Below are 22,280 nucleotides of genomic sequence, written 5' to 3' on the forward strand. Positions count from 1 at the left end.
TAAAGGCAATGTTACAGGCCCCAGAAGAACAAAACTTAACCAACAAAACACTATCGCAGCGCGAAACCCAATAAGCTTCAGCAATAAAAAAGGCGGCTCACGCCGCCCTTTCACTGATCCCAGTATATGGATCCTGGGTTACAGCTTTGTTTCAAGCTCTGGCACGGCATCGAACAGATCAGCCACCAGGCCATAGTCAGCTACGGAGAAGATGGGCGCCTCTTCATCCTTGTTGATGGCCACGATTACCTTGGAATCCTTCATGCCCGCCAAATGCTGGATGGCACCAGAAATACCAACGGCGATGTACAGGTCCGGAGCGACGATCTTGCCGGTCTGCCCTACCTGCATGTCGTTGGGCACAAAGCCCGCATCCACCGCCGCGCGGGATGCACCGACCGCCGCACCCAGCTTGTCGGCAACCTTGTACAGCAATTCAAAGTTATCGCCATTCTGCATGCCGCGGCCACCAGAAATGACAACGCGCGCAGCGGTAAGTTCCGGACGGTCGGATTTCGCCAGCTCTTCGCCAACAAACTGGGAGAGGCCAGCATCGTCCACAATGTCGACAGACTCTACGGCCGCACTACCGCCCTCGGCAGCTACCGGGTCAAACGCGGTGGTACGCACGGATGCGACCTTGATGGCATCGGAACTCTGTACTGTAGCAATCACGTTACCGGCATAGATCGGACGCTTGAAGGTATCCGGGCTTTCAACAGCAATGATGTCGGACAGAGGCTGAACATCCAGCAGCGCGGCAGCGCGCGGCAGCATGTTTTTGCCGGTGGTGGTGGCCGGAGCCAGCACATGGCTGTAATTCTTGCCCAGGTCGGCTACCAGCTTGGCTACGTTTTCTGCCAACTGATGCTCATAGGCGGCGTTGTCGGCCACCAGAACCTTGCTCACCCCTTCCGCTTTAGCGGCAGCTTCCGCCACGGCACCACAACCGCTACCGGCAACCAGCACGTCGATATCACCACCGATAGCTTTGGCGGCGGCCACGGTATTGAGGGTTGCGCCTTTGAGTTCGGCGTTATCGTGCTCTGCAATTACAAGAATGCTCATCAGATTACTTTCGCCTCGCTTTTCAGTTTTTCCACCAGTTCCGCCACATCAGCGACCTTGATACCCGCCTGACGCTCCGCCGGCGGCTCGACCTTCAGAGTCTTGGTGCGCGGGGCAATATCCACGCCCAGTTCATCCGGGGTGGTGGTATCGAGAGGCTTCTTCTTGGCCTTCATGATGTTGGGGAGAGAGGCGTAGCGCGGCTCGTTCAGGCGCAGGTCGGTAGTGACAACCGCGGGCAGCTTCAGCTCAACGGTCTGCAAACCACCATCGATCTCACGGGTTACCTTAACCGAGGCGTCTTCCACATTCACTTCGGAGGCAAAAGTGCCCTGCCCCATGCCAGTGAGAGCAGCCAGCATCTGACCGGTCTGGTTGTTGTCACCGTCAATGGACTGCTTACCGAGAATAACCAGTTGCGGAGATTCTTTCTCCACCAACGCCTTAAGGCACTTGGCCACCGCCAAAGGCTGCAGCTCGGCATCGGTCTCTACCAGGATACCCCGGTCAGCACCAAGTGCCAGCGCAGTGCGAATCTGTTCCTGACACTGCTTGGAGCCCATGGAAACAGCGACGATTTCACTGACCACACCCTTCTCTTTCAGGCGAACCGCTTCTTCTACCGCGATTTCGCAGAAGGGGTTGATGGACATCTTCACATTGGCGGTGTCCACGTCCGAACCGTCCGCCTTAGGGCGAACTTTCACGTTGTAATCCACAACGCGTTTCACAGCTACAAGAACTTTCATGAAAATCCCGTCTCAGTAGTCTACTTGGAAGTTGCGACCCGGCAGCCAAAACAGCGCTGACGCAACATGGGTAACTCGGGCAGCCTCCCGGCCGAGTGCGATGGCGGCCCTGCCAAACCCCCGCAGCGCGGGCAATTTTCGGCACCAGCGAGCCAACCAAAAGTTCAAACAGTTGTTTGAGCGGCGTGTATGTTGGCGCTTTCAACAGGCAAAATCAATAGTTGAATACTAAGCCTAGCAGCCATTCACAGGATCAATTTCAGGCCATAATTTGGGCGTATTTTAACGGGCTGAAGCTCGGTATTTGCGCTGCTTTTGCCACCGGAAATGAAAAATCCTGCAATTGGTAGGAGGAAGGTATCGCCGATATAATGCGTCGGCTTATAAATCACCTGCCATAATTCGGCGGCTGAATAACTACACATGCTGAGGAGTGACCTGTGGAACGCGAGTCAATGGAATACGACGTAGTGATCGTGGGCGCCGGCCCCGCCGGACTTGCCGCCGCGTGCAAACTGCGTCAGATCAACGAAGACATTTCCGTTTGCGTAGTGGAAAAAGGCTCCGAGGTTGGTGCGCATATTCTTTCCGGCGCAGTCTTCGAACCTACTGCGCTGAATGAACTTTTCCCTGACTGGAAAGAACGCGGCGCGCCTCTGGAAACCGTAGTAAAGGGTGATGACATCTACGTACTGCGCGGCCCCGAAAAAGCAATCAAGGTCCCCGGCATGCTGGTGCCCAGCACCATGCATAACGAAGGTAACTACATCATCAGCCTGGGCAACCTGTGCCGCTGGCTCGCAGAGCAGGCCGAAGCCCTGGGCGTTGAAATCTTCCCTGGCTTCGCCGCCGCAGAAGTACTTTATAACGAAGACGGTTCCGTAAAAGGCATCGCTACCGGCGACATGGGCGTCGGCGCCAACCGCGAGCACAAAGACAGCTACATGCCAGGCATGGAACTGCACGCGAAATATACCCTGTTTGCCGAAGGTTGCCGCGGCCACCTGGGCAAGCAGCTGATCGCCAAATTTTCCCTGGACGCAGGCCGAGATCCGCAGCACTACGGCATCGGCATCAAGGAAATCTGGAAGGTCGACAGCGCCAAACACCAGCAGGGCCTGGTAATACACACCGCCGGCTGGCCGCTGAACGAATCCGGTTCCGCCGGTGGTGGCTTCCTGTATCACCTGGAAGATGATCAGGTGGTTGTCGGCCTCATCACCGATCTTGCCTACAGCAACCCGCATGTCAGCCCATTTGACGAATTCCAGCGCTACAAGCACCACCCGGTGATCAAGCAGTACCTGGAAGGCGGTCAGCGCGTGGCTTACGGCGCGCGCGCCATTACCAAAGGCGGCCTGCAGTCGCAGCCAAAAATGACCTTCCCTGGCGGCCTGCTGATCGGCGACGACGCCGGCACCCTGAACTTTGCCAAGATCAAGGGCAACCACACCGCAATGAAATCCGGCATGCTGGCCGCAGAATCCGTGGCCGAAGCACTGGCCGCAGAGCGCGCTGGCGATGAGCTCACCGATTACAGCGAGCGCTACAAAAACAGCTGGGCCTGGAAAGAGCTGCACATGCAACGCAACTTCGGTCCCGCACAGCACAAGTGGGGCAATATCCTCGGCTCCGCCTATGCGTTTGTCGACATCAACCTGTTCAAGGGCAAGCTGCCCTGGACCCTGAGCGACAGCAAAGCAGATCACGCGCAGCTGAAACCCGCCGCCGATTGCAAGAAAATCAGCTACCCCAAACCGGATGGCAAACTGAGCTTTGACAAGCTCTCCTCGGTATTCATTTCCAACACCAACCACGAGGAAGACCAGCCCTGCCATCTCACATTGAAAGACAGCGACATTCCGCTGAACCACAACCTGCCGATCTACGACGAGCCCGCGCAGCGCTACTGCCCGGCCGGCGTATATGAGGTGATTGAAGAGGCGGGCAACAGGCGCTTCCAGATCAATGCGCAGAACTGCGTACACTGCAAAACCTGCGACATCAAAGACCCGACCCAGAACATTGTCTGGATCGCACCAGAAGGCGGCGGTGGTCCCAACTACCCCAACATGTAAAGACTGTTGCAGTGAGTTTTCCTGGGCGCCAATGGCGCCCTTTTTTACACCCATCCATTTCAATTCCACAAAGTTCAAAACGAAAAAAGCCAGCTGCCGGTAATGGCAGCTGGCTTATCAAGCGATCCCTGTTGGTTTGTAGCTTCCAGGAATGTTTTTGGTGGTTTTAGAATTGGTATTGGGCACTCAGCGAGAACGACTGACCGGGCTTCTCTTCGAACACAATCACGTTCGCACGCTCAATCTCAATGGCCTCATCCAACAGGTTCTGCATTTTGGCCTTGACGGTGATTTCCGCGGTCGGATACCAGGAGTAGGTCAGATCCAGGGAGTGGAATGGCTGCTCGTAGGCATCCGGCGCCCCGTTACGGCCGGCCAGGTACAGGCGGTCGCCGAACACGTTATAACCCAATGTCGCGGAGTGTTCGCCATCCGGGGAGTCGAAGCCAAGCATCATATTCACTACATACTCGGAAGCGCCAGTCATCTCCCGTACAGGATTGGTGGGCAAGTCGGCTTCGGAACCCGCGGTCAATTCTGTATCCTGGAATGTCAGGTTGCCCTGAACAAACAGGTTATCCATGAACCCACCGAGGAAGCCGAGGTTTTTCAGCCCTTCAATTTCCATACCGACAATTTCACCGGACTCCGCGTTGATGATCTCGCGCGCGACGTTGGTATCACTGGAACCCGCTTCAAAAAACTCGATCGGGTCCACAATGTCTTTGTAATAGGTGGACAGTGTCAGGCTGTCGCCATCGTCAAAGAACCACTCAGCGCGAATATCGAAGTTGGTGATTTCAGACGGGCGGGCATTGGGGTTACCTTTGACCTGCTCATCGGTAATCGGGTCGATATAGATTGCGTCGGTAATTTCACGCAGATCCGGACGCACCGCGGTCTTGCTGGCACCGAAGCGCAGCTGGAAGGTTTCGGCCCAGAATGCCCCCATGTAGGTCAACGACAACGACGGGTACACTGCATCGTCGGCATAAGTTGCATCCGCCAGCTCTTCGGGGTCCATGGGAATCTGAGGGTCATCAATGGTGTAGCCGTAGGGATTCCAATCCAGCGCCACCTGATTGTAATCTTCCCAACGGGCGCCGGCAGAGATGCGCCAGGTTTCATTCAGCGTCCAATCCACCTTACCAAAAACGGCATCTGTCAGGGTCGCCGCAATATAGCTCTGCTTGTTGGTGTTGCTACCCTCACGGTCGAATAAAAAATCGTTCGCCGGGTCGGTGATGCTCTCATCGCTGAAGACATCGCCAAGCTCCCCGCTCATCGAGCCGCTGTCGGCAACATTGAATGCGTCCAGTCGCAACTGAGTCTGCTTGTAGCTCCGACCTTTCTCGGTACGGGCAAAGCCGCCGCTAAGTTCCAGAGTGGACTGGCTGAATTCTACGGGGAGCGTTGCGGACCAACCATAGTTGATGACGCTGTCTTCAAGTTCGGTGAAACGGTAGTCCGCGCTCTTGCTACCAACACTAACGGATGAACTGAGCACCTCTCCGGTGACCGTATCGGTAATGGTATCCGCATAGACATTCACCTCGTTGGGGATGTCTGTGGTGGCGACCGAGTCAGAATAAAACCAGTCGACCACCAGCTCTTCAGGCGCCCAGTCCAGCATTCCACCGGGCACCACGGCCTTGGTTTCCGGGCCCATACGATGTTCGCCCGCTATCTGGTTTACACGCATTTCCCGCTGTTCAAACTTCAGAGCATACTCGCGCTTGCCACGCCCATCAGACAGCAGACGGTTGGCGTCAAAGTAATTACGAATTGCTGTTTCGTCGTCCGTATTGCGCAGGAAAAGGCTGGTTGTCGAAATGCTGTGTTCATCAGAGTATCGCAGACCAAGATTGAGATTCCCGCTCAGGTCGACCGAGTAAGTAGACTCATTTTTAGTATCGAATTGCTGATCCGGCTGACCGTAATCCCGCGCGATACGCACACTCTCACTCCAACGATTTTTATAGGAGCCGCCGGCAAGGAAGCCCAACTCCCAATTGTCGCCCAGAATAAAACGATTACCTATCGCTGCTTTGGCGTCGTATTGAGGATCAACGGAGTCATTCTCGATACTGACATCGCGGTTGAGACTTGTCGCCAGCTCGCGATTCAACGCTTTAGCGGCGGCATCAGCGGCTGCGGTACTTTCAAACTGCTGCCCTTCTGCAATCAGGGTATTGCGGATATTGGTAAGGCTGAGATTACCCTTGAAGCGCTGAAGTGCGGACTTGATTTCTCCGGACATGGCGCGGGTGCCATCATCGGTGCCAAGGTTATCGTCGCTGCCGCCGCGGTAACTGATTGCGTCACCGCTGGCTTCGGTATTCATACCCGTACCCAGCTCAACGAAGTACGTCAGTGAATCTGGGATGGATTTAGTACGGATATCCACATTACCACCACCAAAGGTTGCGGCCTTATCGGCGGAATAGCTTTTCTGAACCGCCAGGGAATCCACAACAGATGTAGGGAACACATCCAGGGGCACAACGTTACGTGTGAGATCAGGGGAAGGCACCGTGGCGCCATTGAGGGTGGTACTGGAATAGCGTTCACCAAGGCCGCGCACATAGACGAACTTGTCGCTTACCAATGACAGACCGGAAACGCGGCGCAGTGCCGCAGCTACGTTGGAATCCCCTACCCGGCCAATCATTTCGGAACCGAGAATATCGGTTACCACTTCTTCTTCGAGGCGCTCAATGACAAGCGTTTCAGCGGAATCCTGCAGACGCCCCTGCACCATAACTTCTTCAATCTGCTGTGCAGATGGCGCGGGAATATTATCTACGACGATGGCTTGATCCTGCGCCCAGACCTGGGACGCAAAGGTTGAGGCCGTGGCGATAGCCAGTACCAGCGGCGCTCTCTGAAATTTCATGTTCTTCATTCTCCAGGCCTCTTTATTTCCTGTCGTTCACTGTGGCAGAAGCAAAGAGGGCGCCGACTCCCATTGCGAAAGTGGCGCCCTGCAGATCAGGGCCTGCGCCCCAATCCGTCTCGCGACTTATTCAAACCACAGCGGCTTGGCGCGACTGCCCTGGTGCAGGCCGTAGGTCCAGCCCTGGGTCCAGTCGACGCCATTCACAGACAGAGCTCCCAGGTAGGCGCGCTCAACCGGGCTTACAGTGGTAGCGGCATCGTCAACGATCATGCTATCCACGGAGTAGATAGCCGGAACACCACCCAGCAGCTGGAGTTGAGTAGCAGTATTCACAGTCGGGTTCACTACGTTATCGGCGAACTGGTTACCATTGGCTTCCGCCCAGGTTTCCAGATCCGCCTTGTCCCCTTTGGTTTTATCCACGCACGCGAAGATATTGGAGGTAATTAAAGCATCACCGGCCTCAAGCCCCGCCACAGTTTCAGCGCTCTCAACGCGCAGACAAGGGTTGCCGTCTTCTTCACCGTTCTCATCGTCTTTAAAGGATGCAACAACCAGTGAATTGGTAATTGTTGGGTAGATACCTTCGCGGAAGCGCCAGCCTGCACCCGGATCGTGAGTACCCGCAGCTTGCGGAGAAATAATGCAGGTCAGACCATCAATTACCGGACGGCTGTTGATGCCTTTGGCAATAATGTCGGCGTTGCGAGCCTCACCAGCCTTATAGGAGCCGATACCGTCAGATTCGATGCACTGGTTGCCATCGGTTTCACTCTGGATAACCAATGCGTTGGTGATGGTGCCGCGATACCCTTCGTCGATGTCAATGGAGTCATCACGCACATACAGGGCAACGTAGTTTTCGATATTGACCGCGCCACCAAAGAATTCGATACCGTCGTCGTAAGTGGAGTAGGCCTGCAGATTCTTGACAACAGTGCCACTACCGACTGCGTTAAATGCAACGCCGTTCAGCTCGTCGCCGTTGGCAACCTGGGCACCAGTGTGTTTGACGCGAACATAGGTCATCTCGCCGGAACTGTCTTCGTTGTTGTCGCCACCGTAGTTCGACTGATCATCACCGGCGGCACCTTCGGCAAGAATGTGGCATTCGCCTTCCAGAGTCAGCGTACCGGCATCCAGGTTTCCTTTATATGCACACTTGTTGGTTACCCCATAACCATTGATTACCATACCGCCCCACTGGGAAACGTCTTCAGCGCCAACGGTGCCACGCACGTCGGATTCGGAGGTAAAAGTAATCGGAGCCGCTTCTGTACCGCGAGCAAAGAGCTTGGAGCCGCGGTTAACAACCATAAAGGCAGAATTGTTTTCGAATGCAATGGTAGCACCGGCCTGAATTTCCAGCTCTACGGTAGCCGCATCCGCTTTTTCTGCATCAGAGTCGAAGTTCTCACCCACGAACAGACTGCCGGCAAAAATGTGCGCTCCACCATTTGGCAAAGCGGGCAGGTACAGGTCTTCAACCAGCGGGTTGGCAGAGGACACAAAATCGGTGCCATAGGAGCAGTTGGTGCCGTTGTAAGAACCCTGAACACCAGTGCTCTCGATAGTGGCGCAGGGGTTGTTATCATCACCGCCGCTGCCCGGGTTGGTCACGGAGTTATCAACGGAGTTATCGACAGTCTGCGGCTCGATGCTGATACCACCACTATCACAACCAGCCAGCAAAGCAGAAATCGCAGCTGCCAGCAGCAGCTTGTTGGATACAAGTTTCATGAATCCCCCTAACAAGGATGAAGTGAGTTAATCCGTGACTATTTTTTTAAAGCCAAAGCAATTTGGACGAGGGGGAGTCTAGGAAGGGAGTGTTGCGAAAATGTTACGGATGAAAGGCGCAAAGAAAAAAGTGGAAGAAATAATTCAAAAATATTTCAACATGAAATATTTATTTCAAATTAATTTCTGAATCATTTCTAAATTGTTTCGGAGAGATTTGGAGTGATCAAATTTTAACCACACCCTCCACCGCAAAAATATCTGGCCGGACGAGACCGGTGGTCAGTACTCGCCCAGTAGGAACTCTTCCCCATTACTTTTCAACCACATCTGGCAGAGGCGAGCAGGCGGTTCGCTGGGTTGGCGGGGCTCTGCCCAGTCGATCAACTGGTGGTACACATCCCGAGACATCCTGCCCTCAAGGCCAGCGCGGACCTCGACATAGGGGATAGGCAGCGGCGGATCGCCGAATGGTTTGAGCAACAAGGGATGGGCCTTGTCGAGAGGAACGACATCACCGGTATTGGTAGTCAGCAATATCTGCTCACCATCGCGGGCAGCCTGAGTGATCAAAAATGGAACATCTTCCACACGAATACGCCACTTTTCTACCGGTGTTACCAGATAATAGCGGCGCCCTTCCCGCTTGAGGATGCTCGCAAACAGATTGACCAGTGGCTGGCGCTGGATTTCGGCTCCCTCGTGAATCCAGTGCCCATCCGACCGGATCACCAGGTCCATGTCGCCGCACAGATCCGGATTCCAGCTGGCCACCGGTGGGTGGCCGCGGAATTCCTGCTGCAGCTTTTCCAGCTGCTGAAACAGTGGCTCAGCCAAAGCTGCTTCCCGGTGTTGAAGACGGATTGTGAGTGCTGTGACTGGAGGGCTCCTGCTGGGTCTGGCCAGCGCCTCGGCGGCCGGAGATATCGCCGATATGCACGCCCACGTCCATGATGAACTCCATCAACCCCTCGCGGTCCTCAATCACATCCGCGAAAGACTTGGAGTGATAGAGCTCCACTGCGCCCTGCACCAGAGCCCAGTAGGTCGAATAGTAGTAATAAGCGGGCACCTTCTTGAGCACGCCCTGCTCCATACGCCGCTCGAACACCCGATTCAGGGCGGAAGCGTTGGAGTTCCTAAGGGCATGCAGCTCGGCAATCATCTCCGGCGCCAGGTTCAGCGCGATGATTTTCTCCTCGAGCCGCTGAAACAGGCGGTCGCGGGCCGGGTCCGCCATGCGGGATTCGAAGTAGGCGCGCGCCGGCGCAGTGATGTCCCCCTGCTCTGCAGTGGCCACCGCACTCTTCAGACGCTCGGTGAGGGACTTCTCATAGTCCATCAACAAACGCATGTAAATCTCTGTTTTTGAAATGAAATGTTTGTAGATGGTGCCCTTGCCGATGTCCACCCGTTCGGCAATCTGCTCTACCGTTACCTTTTCTTCACCGTGCTCCAGGAGCAGCTCCAATGCCGCATCCAGGATACGCTGCTCCCGCGCCCGAAAACGCTGAACCTTCTCTTTTGCCTTATCCATACTTCCGACCTTAGCTGTCCGTACAATTGGAGACTGAAATTGACTATCCATTCATGAATGATAGGCAATTCCCCCGCGATGGAAAAGAAATTCAAGGTATCCGGCGCCGAATACGCGAGGCGCGGCGCCATTAGATACCCCCATTGCTGCGTAGCTGGACTATAGGCGCCGCAACCACCCGCCCCGCTGCATATTGATACTGCCGCTGAGAGGAGCAGCAATAGCCACGGAGGCTGTAATTGCTATCATTGCCCGTTACCCGGAACGCCGGCCTTTGTGAAAGGTCGCCGGCGTCCCTAAGCACCAACACTGGACAGATGGGCCCCTGATGCAGCAATCCCTGAGCACGCTATTGGACGTAGAACAACTCGACAGCAACCTTTACCGCAGCCGAGCGCATGTGGAGAACTACCGCAAGGTACTGTTCGGCGGGCAGGTACTCGGCCAGGCGCTGATGGCTGCCGCCCGAACGGTGGAAGACCGTCTGCCGCACTCTCTGCACGCCTATTTTCTGCGCCCGGGCTCCAGCGAGATGCCGGTTATCTACGACGTGGACCCCATCCGCGATGGCGGGAGCTTTACCACCCGCAGGGTGGTGGCCCGCCAGAACGGCAAAGCCATCTTCAATATGTCCTGCTCCTTCCAGATTGCCGAGCCGGGCTTTGACCACCAGGCCGAAATGCCCACCGATGGCATCGTTCCACCGGAAGAGTTGAAGAACACTCAACAACTGGCGGAAGAAGCTGGAATGAACGGCGCCGCCAGCAACCAGCGGCGCTATATGGTGGACTTCCGCCCCATTGACCCCATGAGCTACTTCGATGCCGAAGTTCGCGAGCCCCGCTGTATGTTCTGGTTCCGGGTGGATGGCCAGCTGTCAGACGACCCGATTGAGCACCGCAGCGCCCTTTGCTACGCCTCGGACATGGCGCTGCTCGGCACCAGCCTGCAACCGCACAAGATCAGTCTGTTCGACCCGCACCTGATGCCAGCCAGTCTCGATCACGCCATGTGGTTCCACCGCGAATTCCGCGCGGATGAATGGTTGCTTTATGTGACAGACAGTCCCTCTGCCAGCGGCGCCCGTGGTTACTGCCGAGGGCAGATTTTCACCCGTGACGGCCGCCTCGTGGCCTCTACCACCCAGGAGGGTCTGATCAGGCAGATCAAAGGTTGACCAACTGCGGGGAAATTTAAAGAAACTGCTAAATTTAATGAAATCAGTGGTTTACAGAAGCTTGGCGGTTGCTATAATGCCGCCCGCTTCGCAAGGAAGCCTAAGCCAAACGCTTAGTATGTCGGTGAGTAGCGCAGCCTGGTAGCGCACTTCGTTCGGGACGAAGGGGTCGGAGGTTCGAATCCTCTCTCACCGACCATTTCATTTACACCCCCCGCCTTCTCTCTTCACGCGTTTCCAGCTGTTTGCGGCACTGATACTCTCTTTCGTTGTCACACGATGTATCGCGCGCAGCGCCAGATTCCGGCGCGCAACACAAACCTGTTACGCATGTGGAGCCGAGCCCAACTGATGTCTTTCTTTTTGCGAGTAGCAACCCTCCTGACCGCCCTGATTCTCTCGGCAGGAGTAATGGCCGCCGACCCCGAATATTACGATGTTTACTACAAAGCCCGCCTGAACCCGGAAAAAGGGGTGGCCCACGTGAGTATTACCCTTCAGGGCCAGGAACTTCCCAGCGAACTGACCCTGCGCCTGAATACCAAGCGACACCTCAACCTGGAGGGCGGCAAAGAACTAAAAATCGATGGAGATGACGCAGTCTGGCGCCCCAAAGGCAAGCGCTCGACAATCCACTACGACTTCGTCATCGACGAAAAAAAATCCCAGGGACGCTACGACTCCCGCATCACCGACAAGTGGGCAATTCTCCGCAGCGACAAGCTGATTCCGCCAGTCTCCGTACGCGCAGCCAGCAATCTCCAGTCACGCGCAACGCTCGAAATAGAGGCGCCTGAAAAATGGAACGCCCTTGCACCCTATGTAAAAGACGAGGACGGTGTTTTTCAATTGAAAGACCCCGGCCGCCGATTTATCCGTCCTAAGGGCTGGATGATTGCCGGGCGCATCGGTAGCAGGCAGGACATCATTGACGGAACCGACGTAGTGATCGCCGCCCCACTGGGAAAAAATGTCCGCAGGCAGGACACCCTTGCCTTCCTCAGCTGGACCTTGCCCGAGCTCAAGAAAGTATTCCCGGAATTCCCCCAGAAACTGTTGATCGTCATGGCCGGCGACCCGATGTGGCGCGGCGGCCTTTCCGGCACACGCTCGCTCTTTATGCACGCGGACAGACCGCTGATCTCCGGCAATCGCACCAGCAGCCTCCTGCACGAACTGGTCCACGTAGCCACCGGCATTCGCGGCGACAAGGAGAGCGACTGGATTGTGGAGGGAATCGCCGAGTACTACTCTCTGGAGACACTGCGCCGCACCGGCGGTATTAGCGAGCGGCGCTACCAGGAAGCACTGGAAGACCTGGCGAACTGGGGAGCCGAATCTCCCAACCTTCTGGTAAAACGCTCGGCTGGTCCTGTCACTGCCAGAGCGACCGTGGTGTTGCACGAGGTTGACAAGGCCATCCAGAAATCCAGCGAGGGAAAGTCCAGTCTCGACGATGTGGTTAAAATTCTGGCCTCCGAGCGCGGTGAAATCACCCTCGACAAATTCCGCGCACTTGCCGAAAAAGCCGCCGGAGCACCACTTCCGCAATTGGAGCGCACATTTCTTACGGGCAAAAAAAAGCCCTGACGACGGGGGGGGGGAGAGCGTCAGGGCCAAGACCATTAGGAGTGAAACTTGGAGGATTTCATCCTTACAACACACGGGGCGCCCGTTTGGAGGCGACGCCCGGCCGGCACTACTAAACACGACTTGGGGGGGGAGATGTGTGCTAGCCAGCTACACTCAGTATTGGTCACGTCCTCGCGATTGCCAGTTCGCGGTCAAAAAAATTTAGAACAATTGGGAATAGAAAACCCTTTTCAATTTCATTGGGTTATTACACCGCAAAAAAGAACATTATTTAGCCAGAGAACCAACTAATTGAGATAACCTCTGACTTACCCTTGACTAATCCCCGACAACCCATAGAATAGCGCCCTCTTACACGCCGCCAGGCACGTAAGTATCAGAAAACGCTAGGATTTTTATCCGTCTTCCGATAGAATCTGCGGCGTTTTCAACACCTGTGGCTAGGTGGCAGAGTGGTCATGCAGCGGACTGCAACTCCGTGTACGCCGGTTCGATTCCGACCCTAGCCTCCATTTTTCTCTCAGTCTTTTTGCAAGACTAGTTCTTCAGAAGCGGATTAAATTACCGTCAACTGAACGCCCTATCTGCCCGGATGGTGGAATTGGTAGACACAGGAGACTTAAAATCTCCCGACCTTTTGGTCGTGCCGGTTCAAGTCCGGCTCTGGGCACCACCCTCCTTTCTCTCCTAAACTTCTCCGCGACAACCAGCCTCCCTCTCACCCTGTGAACCTGCTTAGCTGTCGGTGTTTCGTCATGGAAGCCAGCATTTTTTTGTTCGCCACCATTTTCATTGTGTTCGCGATTGCGGCATCCCTGTGGGTTTGGCGGCGTCGGCTCGTGGAAGGGTTTCAGGTGCTGCGGGATTCGTTGCGCACACTACTTGCGTTCAGCGCAAAGCTATCCTGTTCGGCGCGGCATATTTCCGGTTTCAGCGACGTCCGTATCCGGCGGGATCTTGTCAGTTATTCTCCCCTGCTCGCCCTGGTACGCATCCAACACACCGGCTACACAACGTCCGCCAGCCTACTGAATTGCATTGCGACGCATGCGCGTTTTTGTCCGGCTCGCGGTGCACTGTTGGACGATGATCCATCGGCAATATCCGGCGAGACTGGTGCGGGGGATATCGCCAGTGAAACTGGCCGGACACCGAGCGCATGCGGCTACGACAAGTCGCTGCAGACTCTGCTGCTCGCCCTGGTTGACGACGACAACCGGCAGGGGCTGAATACCCGCGCACTGCTGGTAATGCACGAAGACCGTGTGATGGCGGCGGCCTACGGTGCAGGTGTCTCACCTCAGACGCGCCTGCTGGGCTGGTCCATGAGTAAAAGCCTGCTCGCCATATTGTGGGGAAGAATGGAGACACTCGGCCTTGCCGCCCCCGACCAGTGCCGACTCTTTCCTGACTGGGAAAACGATGGGCGAAGCGCAATAACCCTGCACAACCTGCTGCAGATGTGCGACGGGCTCGCCTTTGATGAGATATATAGGCCCGGCGCGGATGCCACACGCATGCTGTTCTGTGGCAGTAGCAACGCACCCCCTCACTACGCCCCCTCCCGCTATGCCCTCGAGCGTCCACTCATCCACACGCCGGGCACACATTTCTCCTACTCTTCCGGCACCACCAATCTGTTGGCGCGCTGGATACACCAGCGTCTCGGCGGCACGGAAGCCGCTTTGCATTTTCTTGAGCAGGAGCTTCTAGCGCCCCTTGGGATGCACCGCACTTTTTTTGAAACGGATTCGGAAGGCATTTTTGTGGGAAGCTCCTACGCCTTTGCCAGTGCGGAAAACTGGGGGAGGCTTGGGGCGCTAATGCTGAATGGTGGTCGCGCAGGCGGAAAACAAATCCTCAGCTGCGATTGGATCAAACGCGCTACCGAGCCGAACCGTAGCGTCAACGATACCCGCTACGGTTATCAGTTCTGGCTGAATCTTGGTGGGAAGCTGCCGCCGCTTTACCCCAACCTGCCGGCCGACAGCTATTTCATGCTGGGCAACCGCGAGCAAAAGCTGATGCTGTGTCCCTCTCACGGCGTTGTCATTGTGCGGTTGGGCTGGTCATCCCGGCCCTATCCTGCGGAACTGCGCTTTGGAGAAATCCTGGCGCAGCTCGGCCCATAGAATACCTTCTCCTCGATATCATCCGTTCCGGCTTTCCAGCATTGCCAGAAAAATCCTAGACTCGTGCGGAGTGGATTCCAGGCCATACTTTTGCACCACCGCCATAAAGCGCCGCAGGTAGTGGCTGCGCACCGGACCGTAAGGCGGCATCCACTGGTCCGGCCCCCTGTGCCCCTTGCTCTGGTTGCGGCCATCGTCAACAAGCCACAGATTATCCGGGTCTTCCGCAAACTGGCGCTTCTTCTCCTGGCTCCAGTTTGCCGCGCCGTGGTCGTGGGCCCACTTCAACGGCACGATATGCTCAACATCGAGATCCGACGCCTTCTCATAAAAGTGGCCGGTGTATGGATCCATCCACAAACCGGTTGCGACCTTACATTGATCGGCGCGGGTATAGGTAACCGGTGCGAGCGAGTAGCGGATAAGAAGCTCGTGGCGGGTGTCCTGACAGTCCTGGTCAGAATCCGACCAATGTGGCAGCCATTCATGGCGCTGGTAAGACGGTGCATGCGCACTGCCGGCAAAGAGTGAGGGCGAAATAAGAAACAGGGAAAGGAAGAAGGCACTATAGACTGCTGGCCTCTGCACGGATCACTCCATTGTCGCGTTATTACTCGAATGGAACGATCGTACAGCAACTGGCGCGGCGCGAAAATCACCGCTCGAAAGAAATGTGGCCTACGTCAGAGATCGTTAGGATCATCTGCGGTGAGTGCCGGCCATGCGGCACGCAGGTAGATGAACATGGTCCAAATAGTGAGCGCGGCGGCCACATACAACAGGATATAGCCGATGGATTCCATCACCGGAAACTCGCGCACATCAAATGCCAACAGCACGATGATGGCCGCCATTTGCGCAGTGGTCTTGATCTTGCCGATATAGCTGACCGCCACACTGCTTCTGAGACCGAGCTCCGCCATCCATTCGCGCAGTGCGGACACCGCGATTTCCCGCCCGATGATGATCGCAGCGGCAATGGTGAAAAAGAGGTAGTTGTGGAGATCCACCAGTAACACCAGTGCCGTCGCAACCATCAGCTTGTCGGCTACCGGATCGAGAAAAGCACCGAATGGCGTGCTCTGGTTGAGCTTGCGGGCAATGTAACCGTCGAGCCAGTCTGTGGCGGCGGCGAGAGAAAAAATCACCGCCGAAGCAATGTAGCTCCACTGGTAGGGAAGGTAAAAGACCAGCACAAACACCGGAATCAGCGCCACGCGCAGCAGGGTCAATTGGTTGGCGAGAGTCATGCTGATCCTTCTATTCGCAGAACACACTTCGTCGGCAGTGCGTAACTTAGCAATCTGCAGGAAAAAAATAAACGCCAATGGCAGGTCCACCGACCATAGATCACTCGTTGTGCAGGGCCGAGTATATATCCTGAGCCAGTTTGCGGCTCACTCCTTCGACACTTGCGAGCTCATTGACCGATGCCCGTCGAATCTCCTGCAGACCACCAAAGTGGTGCAACAGTGCGCGGCGGCGTGCCGGACCCACACCTGGAATCCCCTCCAGTGGCGATTCCCGCCGCTTTTTGTCGCGGCGCTGCCGGTGGCCGGTGATGGCGAAACGGTGCGCCTCATCCCGCACCTGCTGAATCAGATGAAGCGCGGGAGAGTCCGATTCCAGCACCAACTCGCGATTATCCGCTACCACATGCAACGTCTCGAAGCCCGCCTTGCGGGTGGTACCCTTGGCCACACCAATGATCTGGACCCCTGTCACGCCGAGCTCGTTCAGGGTATCCACCGCCTGGCGCACCTGCCCCTTGCCCCCGTCGATCAACAGGATATTGGGAAAGCGGCCCTCGCCGCTGGAAAGACGGGTATAGCGCCGTTTCAGCGCCTGCCCCATGGCTGCGTAATCGTCACCCGCGGCAATACCCTCAATATTAAAACGCCGGTAATCGGATTTGACTGGACCACCGGTATCAAATACCACACAAGAGGCGACGGTGGCCTCACCACTGGAGTGGCTGATATCGAAGCACTCCAACCGTTCAGGTAATTCTTCGAGACGCAGCACCTTCTGCAAATGTTCAAACCGGTCCTGCAGTTTTTGCTGGGACGCCGTGCGGCTCTGCAAGTTCTGCTGTGCCGCCTGCTGGGCCATTTCCACCCAGGTGGCGCGGTTTCCTCGCAGCCGGCTTGCAAGCTGGATCTCCTTACCCGCCTGGGCCGTCAGAGCTTCGGCAATAACCTCCAGGTCTTCGAGGGGCTCTGAAACCAGGATCTGCCTCGGGATCTCGCGGTTTGCGCCAAGATAAAACTGCGGAATAAATGCCGAGAGCAGTTCTGTGGCGTCCAGTCCCAGTTTTTCACTGGGGTAATAACTGCGGCTGCCGAGTATCCGGCCCTGACGGATGAACAACACATGCACACAGCAGAGCCCCCCTTCTGTTGCCACACCCAGCACGTCCACATCCCCTCCGCTACCCTCTGCCACCTGATCTGATTGCAAACGACGCAACGCAACAATCTGATCCCGAAGGCGCGCGGCCTTTTCAAACTCCAGTGCTACCGATGCACGCTCCATTTCCTCCGCCAGTTCACGAATGATGCTGTCACTTTTACCGGCGAGAAACATTTCGGCGTGACGCACATCTGCCTGGTAGTCCTCTGGGGAAATGAACTCGACACACGGTGCGGTACAGCGCTCGATCTGGTATTGCAAACACGGGCGCGAACGGTTGGCAAATACACTGTCTTCACAGGAGCGGATACGGAAGGTCTTCTGCAAAAAGTTCAGGCTGTCGCGCACCGACGACGCATTGGGGAAAGGCCCGTAGTACTGTCCGGCTTTGCGCTTTGAGCCGCGATGAAAGGCAATTCTGGGAAACGTGTCTTTACTCGAAAGAAAGATGTAGGGGTACCCCTTATCGTCTTTCAGCATGACATTGTACGGGGGGCGCTGAGACTTGATGAGGCTCTGTTCCAGCACCAGAGCTTCGGTTTCGCTGCGAGTAACCGTCACTTCGATGTCGGCAATTTTCTCCACCAGCGCCATGGTTTTGGCGGTAAGTCCAGTCGCGCGAAAATAACTGCCGAGCCGGTTGCGCAGGTTTTTCGCCTTGCCGACGTAGAGCACCTTACCCTGAGCGTCAAACATCTGATAAACGCCAGGTTTACGGGTGACAGTGGTGAGAAAACGTTTGCTGTCGAACATCAGCCGTTTAAATCATTCTTCACAGATAAAAAAACAGGGGCCTGCCTGGGCCCCTGTTTTTCTGGATTATGGATCGGGAAATACAAACAGATATCAGCAACGGTCAGAGTACTTCTTCCGGATCAAGGATATTGTGCTTGACCGCCAGCAGGGTCAACTCCACATCCGAGTGCAGACCCAACTTTTCGAAAATCCGGTAACGGTAGGTATTGACCGTTTTTGGGCTGACCGACAAGGTTTCCGCAATTTCTGAAACCTTATTGCCGTTTACGATCATCACCGCGGTCTGCAGCTCGCGCTCGGAGAGGTCTTCAAATGGCGATGTCCCGCCGCACACATTGCGCAGTGCCAGGCGGGTAGCCATGGAACTGCTGATGTACGTTTCTCCCGCCATTACCGCGCGGATAGCGCGGACCATTTCGTCCAGATCCGCCCCCTTGGTAACGTAGCCCCGGGCGCCGGCCTGAATCAGACGACTCGGAAACAGGTCGTCGTCCAGTGCGCTCACTGCAACTACTTTTGCCTGAGGAAAGCGGGGAATCAGTTTACGCGTCGCTTCCAGTCCGCCCATACCGGGCATCCGCACATCCATCAGGATGACATCTACCTCTGACTCACGAACAAAAGCAATGGCCTCCTCGCCGCTCTTGGCTTCACCTACCACCTCAATATCTTCAACGTCACTGAGCATGCGCGATATGCCCATGCGAACAAGGTCGTGATCGTCTACCACTAAGACTTTGATCAAATTAGCCCCAACCACGGATATTCAGACGGTCCAGCGCAAGAATTTCCTACCTCAACCACTTTGCGCAAAACCGAGTTTCTTGTTATTGCTCAGCGGGTTATACCCGCAAAGATCCATCCACAGAGCCCTCGGAGAACATACCAGACAAACCTAATGGTGCATAGCGAGACTGTACCAATTAGTCGCAGTCAGAACATAGAAAATTCTCTCAATTCCCAGGCCGATATGGGGGGAATTAATCCGGACACACGACTTCATGCTGCACAACCGCGGGAGGCGCCGAAGGAGCTGCTGCCACTGAATTTTCACGTTGAGAAGCGGCCCACGCTTGTGTCGGGCAAGCCGCCCGGTAATCTGCCCAGGTGTATTTACATTTCGCTTACAAGGCGGAATTTTATTCCAGCGCCTGATCGGCGCGAATAGACCCCGCTATAGCCGGCAATCCTCCGGTGAAACGGGTGTTGCTTATGGATAGAAGCGCGGCTCCGCTTCAAGGGTGACGCCAAACTTCTGTTGGACGTCCCTGGCAATGTCTTCCGCCAGGGCGACCACCTGGCGGCCGCAGCAATGCCCCGGGTTGACCAGCACCAGCGCCTGACGATCATGCACGCCCACCCCGTCTCGCCGGAAACCTCGCCATCCGGCCTGGTCTATCAGCCAACCCGCGGCGAGCTTCCAGTGTTCGCCCGCAGCAAAAGCCACCAACTGCGGGTGCTGCGCCTTCAACCGGGCGTATTGCGAGCCATTCACCAGGGGGTTTTTGAAAAAACTGCCGGCGTTGGGAATTTCCACTGGATTGGGGAGTTTGCTGTTGCGAATGTCGATTACCGCTCCAGCCACCTGGCCGGGAGTCAGTGAATCTACCGCCAGACCACGCTCCTCGAAGTACTGTTGCAGAGCGGGATAAGACGCCTGTGGCCGCCACTCTGCCCGCAGTTTGAGTACGACTTCACAAATCAAGTAGCGGTCTTTGCCGGCATTTTTGAACAGGCTGTCGCGGTAGCCAAATTGGCACTCTTCGGCACTGAACGTAACCAGGTTTCCACTGGCGACTTCCATGGCGGTCAGCTGTTCAAAGCTGTCTTTGAGCTCAACCCCGTAGGCGCCGATATTCTGGATAGGCGCCGCACCGATATTGCCCGGAATCAGGGCCAGGTTCTCAAGCCCGCCATAACCCGACTCAACACTGCGCATGACCAGTTGGTGCCAGTTCTCCCCGGCCGCGGCGCGAATCCGCACACCGTCGGACAGAGATTCAAAACTCAGGCCCTGCAGGCCAATATGCAATGCCAGACCGGGAAAGTCCCCGGTTAGCACAATATTACTACCGCCGCCGAGAGGGAGTATTGGGAGCTGTTGCTCCTGCGCAAATGACAAGGCTTCACGCAGCTCTTCGAGCGTCGTCGCTGCGCAAAAATATCTCGCCCGCGCGGCGATGGTCATGGTGTTGAAAGGCTGTAAATCAACGTCAGGCTGAATCATGAAATACCGGTGCTACGGCACTCCGCAGGCAGGAGCGCATGACGCCTCCCTGCAAATGCCTCAATTGTTATGCAAAATGCGCACGCATCCGCTCGAGATCCTGTTCCGTATCCACCCCACCCGGAACTTCGTCGCAGGCATCTGCCACATGGATGGCGTGGCCGTTGTACAGGAAACGGAGCTGTTCCAGCGCCTCAAATTGCTCTATGGGTGCTACAGGCCAGGTGACAAACTGATTCAGCAGGCCTGCACGGTAAGCATAGATGCCAATATGGCGGCGCGGGTTCAACCCTTCCGGCAGAAGATTGCGCTCGCTGGCGAAAGCATCCCGCGGCCAGGGAATCGGGGCGCGGGAAAAGTAGCGGGCCAGGCCGGTGCACTCCGCCACCACCTTGACGATATTCGGGTTGAGAAAGTCTTCACAGGAGGTGATGGGTTCCGCCAGCGTCGCAACACCGGCGGCCTTGTTAATGGCGAGATTTTGCGCCACTTGGTTGATGACTGCCGGAGGGATCAATGGCTCATCCCCCTGGACATTGACCAGAATCCGGTCCGCAGATACGCCGATCCGGGTAGCCACCTCCTGAAGACGATCGGTACCGGAGGGGTGGTCGGCGCGGGTCATGCACACCTCGCCGCCAAACCCTTGCACCAGGTCCACCACGCGGGCGTCGTCGGTGGCGACAATGACCCGTTCCGCGGCACTCGCCCGCGCGCGCTCGTACACCCGCTGCACCATCGTTTTGCCGGCAATATCGGCCAGCGGCTTACCCGGCAAGCGACTGGAGCCATAACGGGCCGGAATGATCACGTCGAAAGAAAACGAAGCACTCTGCTCTCTCATGCGGACTTGAAGCTCTCAAGGTGTTGGTGAATGCGCTGGTAGAAAAGGTCCGGCAGCTGTGCCGTCGCCTCCATGGCCCACCAGTGGCTCTGCCAAAAATCGCGGCATTTCACCGCGTCTTTCATGGTCATGATCACCGGCGTAATGCCATCCAGCTGTAGTTCCTGCTGGCTGAACTGATGGTGATCGGGAAACGCCATCTCCATCACCGTATAACCCAGCTGGCGCAGTGAATTGAAAAAACGCTGCGGGTTGCCGATAGCCGCCACCCCGTGACACGGGCCTAGGTCCGGCCCGGATTCCAGCTTCAGCGTAGAGGTCTGATCGAGGTTGAACTGGTGCCAGCGGGACGGCACCAGCTCCATCGTAAAGTCGATCATCTCGCCACACTGGGACAATACCGACTCGGAGGGCTCGCCATTCACAATCACCATGTCGACTTCCTTCAGCCGTCCAGGCGGTTCGCGCAGCGGCCCCCGTGGTAGCAAGTGCCCGTTACCGAGGCCTCGCAGACCGTCGATCACGCAGACTTCAAGGCTGCGCCAAAGGCCGTAGTGCTGAAGGCCGTCGTCGGAAAGAATCACGTCGCAACCATGCTCCGCAATCAATGCCTCGGCGGCCTCCATCCGCTTGGGGGAAACCATGACCGGAAGCCCGGTCATCAGGTGCAGCATCAGGGGTTCGTCGCCGGATTCCAGGGGGTGGGACTGCGCAGTGACATTGTAGGGATAGTGCCTGGCGCGGCCGCCGTATCCGCGGCTGATAATCCCGGGCTTGTGCCCGCGCTCCTGCAGCCAGCGCCCCAGCTCTGCGACCAGCGGCGTCTTGCCAACGCCTCCGACAGTAATATTGCCCACCACAATCACCGGCACTGGCAGTGGAGCGGGCTGATTGCGCTGTCTGCGCCAGCGGCTGCCATGGCGGAACACCATTTCCAATGGTGCCAACAGCGGCAGATGTGACGCGGGCCCATGCCCGCTGTCGGCGGCGGGATACCAGCGTTTGTTCAACCAGTCTTCCAGCGACATTGCGCCCTGCACTCCTTTTCGTTTGTCCCTGCGTTGTCAT

At 56.4% G+C, this 22,280-nt stretch carries 17 protein-coding genes and 3 tRNA genes; 7 read left to right on the forward strand and 13 right to left on the reverse strand.

The genetic code is table 11. The annotated features are described in order from the left end of the window. Positions 1–138: 138 nt before the first annotated feature. Positions 139–1,068, reverse strand: a complete 930-nt coding sequence (locus GNX18_RS05325; protein ID WP_138236360.1) for an electron transfer flavoprotein subunit alpha/FixB family protein — start codon at positions 1,066–1,068, stop codon at positions 139–141. Next, positions 1,068–1,817: an electron transfer flavoprotein subunit beta/FixA family protein gene (locus GNX18_RS05330; protein WP_138236361.1), complete on the reverse strand. Its 750-nt coding sequence runs from the start codon at positions 1,815–1,817 to the stop codon at positions 1,068–1,070. Before GNX18_RS05330 ends, GNX18_RS05325 begins: the two co-directional genes overlap by 1 nt. A 440-nt stretch (positions 1,818–2,257) precedes the next feature. On the opposite strand from GNX18_RS05330, the gene GNX18_RS05335 reads away from it, so the two are divergent. Then, on the forward strand, positions 2,258–3,895 hold the full coding sequence (locus GNX18_RS05335) for an electron transfer flavoprotein-ubiquinone oxidoreductase (protein ID WP_166215937.1): 1,638 nt from the start codon (positions 2,258–2,260) through the stop codon (positions 3,893–3,895). A 166-nt stretch (positions 3,896–4,061) separates the two neighbouring features. Here the strand turns inward: GNX18_RS05335 and GNX18_RS05340 are convergent, their stop codons facing one another. The 4 genes from GNX18_RS05340 to GNX18_RS05355 all read right to left on the reverse strand — a co-directional run bounded on the left by GNX18_RS05340 (position 4,062) and on the right by GNX18_RS05355 (position 10,071). Then, positions 4,062–6,791 (reverse strand): TonB-dependent receptor domain-containing protein, encoded by a 2,730-nt coding sequence (locus GNX18_RS05340; RefSeq protein WP_240914252.1) that lies wholly within the window; start codon positions 6,789–6,791, stop codon positions 4,062–4,064. Between the two features lie 126 nt (positions 6,792–6,917). Then, positions 6,918–8,534, reverse strand: coding sequence for a serine/threonine protein kinase (locus GNX18_RS05345; protein WP_166215943.1), 1,617 nt, complete (start codon positions 8,532–8,534; stop codon positions 6,918–6,920). Positions 8,535–8,816: 282 nt separating this feature from the next. Further along, complete coding sequence (locus GNX18_RS05350) at positions 8,817–9,371, reverse strand: DUF1285 domain-containing protein (RefSeq protein WP_166215946.1); 555 nt, start codon at positions 9,369–9,371, stop codon at positions 8,817–8,819. Continuing rightward, positions 9,364–10,071, reverse strand: a complete 708-nt coding sequence (locus tag GNX18_RS05355; protein ID WP_138236366.1) for a TetR/AcrR family transcriptional regulator — start codon at positions 10,069–10,071, stop codon at positions 9,364–9,366. The genes GNX18_RS05350 and GNX18_RS05355 overlap by 8 nt, the downstream gene beginning before the upstream one ends. A gap of 328 nt (positions 10,072–10,399) precedes the next feature. Between GNX18_RS05355 and GNX18_RS05360 the strand changes: the two genes are divergently transcribed. From GNX18_RS05360 to GNX18_RS05385, 6 genes are all read left to right on the forward strand, one after another. Next, positions 10,400–11,248, forward strand: a complete 849-nt coding sequence (locus GNX18_RS05360) for an acyl-CoA thioesterase II (protein WP_166215949.1) — start codon at positions 10,400–10,402, stop codon at positions 11,246–11,248. Between the two features lie 122 nt (positions 11,249–11,370). Continuing rightward, positions 11,371–11,447 (forward strand) — tRNA-Pro (locus GNX18_RS05365). 212 nt (positions 11,448–11,659) lie between these two features. Further along, entirely contained in the window at positions 11,660–12,838 is a 1,179-nt protein-coding gene (locus GNX18_RS05370; protein WP_205828072.1) for a hypothetical protein, read from the forward strand. A gap of 441 nt (positions 12,839–13,279) precedes the next feature. Then, positions 13,280–13,353, forward strand: a tRNA-Cys gene (locus GNX18_RS05375). Positions 13,354–13,427: 74 nt separating this feature from the next. After that, positions 13,428–13,514, forward strand: a tRNA-Leu gene (locus GNX18_RS05380). 82 nt (positions 13,515–13,596) lie between these two features. After that, positions 13,597–14,973 carry a serine hydrolase gene (locus tag GNX18_RS05385; protein WP_166215952.1) on the forward strand — a complete coding sequence of 459 codons (1,377 nt, stop codon included), beginning with the start codon at positions 13,597–13,599 and terminating at the stop codon, positions 14,971–14,973. A gap of 18 nt (positions 14,974–14,991) precedes the next feature. Here the strand turns inward: GNX18_RS05385 and GNX18_RS19560 are convergent, their stop codons facing one another. The 7 genes from GNX18_RS19560 to lpxK form a co-directional block, all read right to left on the reverse strand. Next, entirely contained in the window at positions 14,992–15,561 is a 570-nt protein-coding gene (locus GNX18_RS19560) for an HNH endonuclease family protein (RefSeq protein WP_240914253.1), read from the reverse strand. 95 nt (positions 15,562–15,656) lie between these two features. Continuing rightward, a complete protein-coding gene (gene pgsA, locus GNX18_RS05395) occupies positions 15,657–16,223 on the reverse strand; it encodes a CDP-diacylglycerol--glycerol-3-phosphate 3-phosphatidyltransferase (protein WP_138234587.1) in 567 nt (188 codons plus the stop codon). 100 nt (positions 16,224–16,323) lie between these two features. Then, positions 16,324–18,138, reverse strand: a complete 1,815-nt coding sequence (uvrC, locus tag GNX18_RS05400) for an excinuclease ABC subunit UvrC (protein ID WP_166215955.1) — start codon at positions 18,136–18,138, stop codon at positions 16,324–16,326. A gap of 103 nt (positions 18,139–18,241) precedes the next feature. After that, on the reverse strand, positions 18,242–18,886 hold the full coding sequence (locus GNX18_RS05405; protein ID WP_166215958.1) for a response regulator: 645 nt from the start codon (positions 18,884–18,886) through the stop codon (positions 18,242–18,244). A 465-nt stretch (positions 18,887–19,351) separates the two neighbouring features. Continuing rightward, entirely contained in the window at positions 19,352–20,368 is a 1,017-nt protein-coding gene (gene murB, locus GNX18_RS05410; protein ID WP_166215961.1) for a UDP-N-acetylmuramate dehydrogenase, read from the reverse strand. Between the two features lie 67 nt (positions 20,369–20,435). Then, positions 20,436–21,212, reverse strand: coding sequence for a 3-deoxy-manno-octulosonate cytidylyltransferase (gene kdsB, locus GNX18_RS05415; RefSeq protein WP_166215964.1), 777 nt, complete (start codon positions 21,210–21,212; stop codon positions 20,436–20,438). After that, entirely contained in the window at positions 21,209–22,240 is a 1,032-nt protein-coding gene (lpxK, locus tag GNX18_RS05420) for a tetraacyldisaccharide 4'-kinase (RefSeq protein ID WP_166215967.1), read from the reverse strand. Before lpxK ends, kdsB begins: the two co-directional genes overlap by 4 nt. Positions 22,241–22,280 lie beyond the last annotated feature (40 nt).

The sequence above is a fragment of the Microbulbifer sp. SH-1 genome (genome assembly GCF_011326135.1).
Classification (GTDB): Bacteria; Pseudomonadota; Gammaproteobacteria; order Pseudomonadales; family Cellvibrionaceae; genus Microbulbifer; species Microbulbifer harenosus.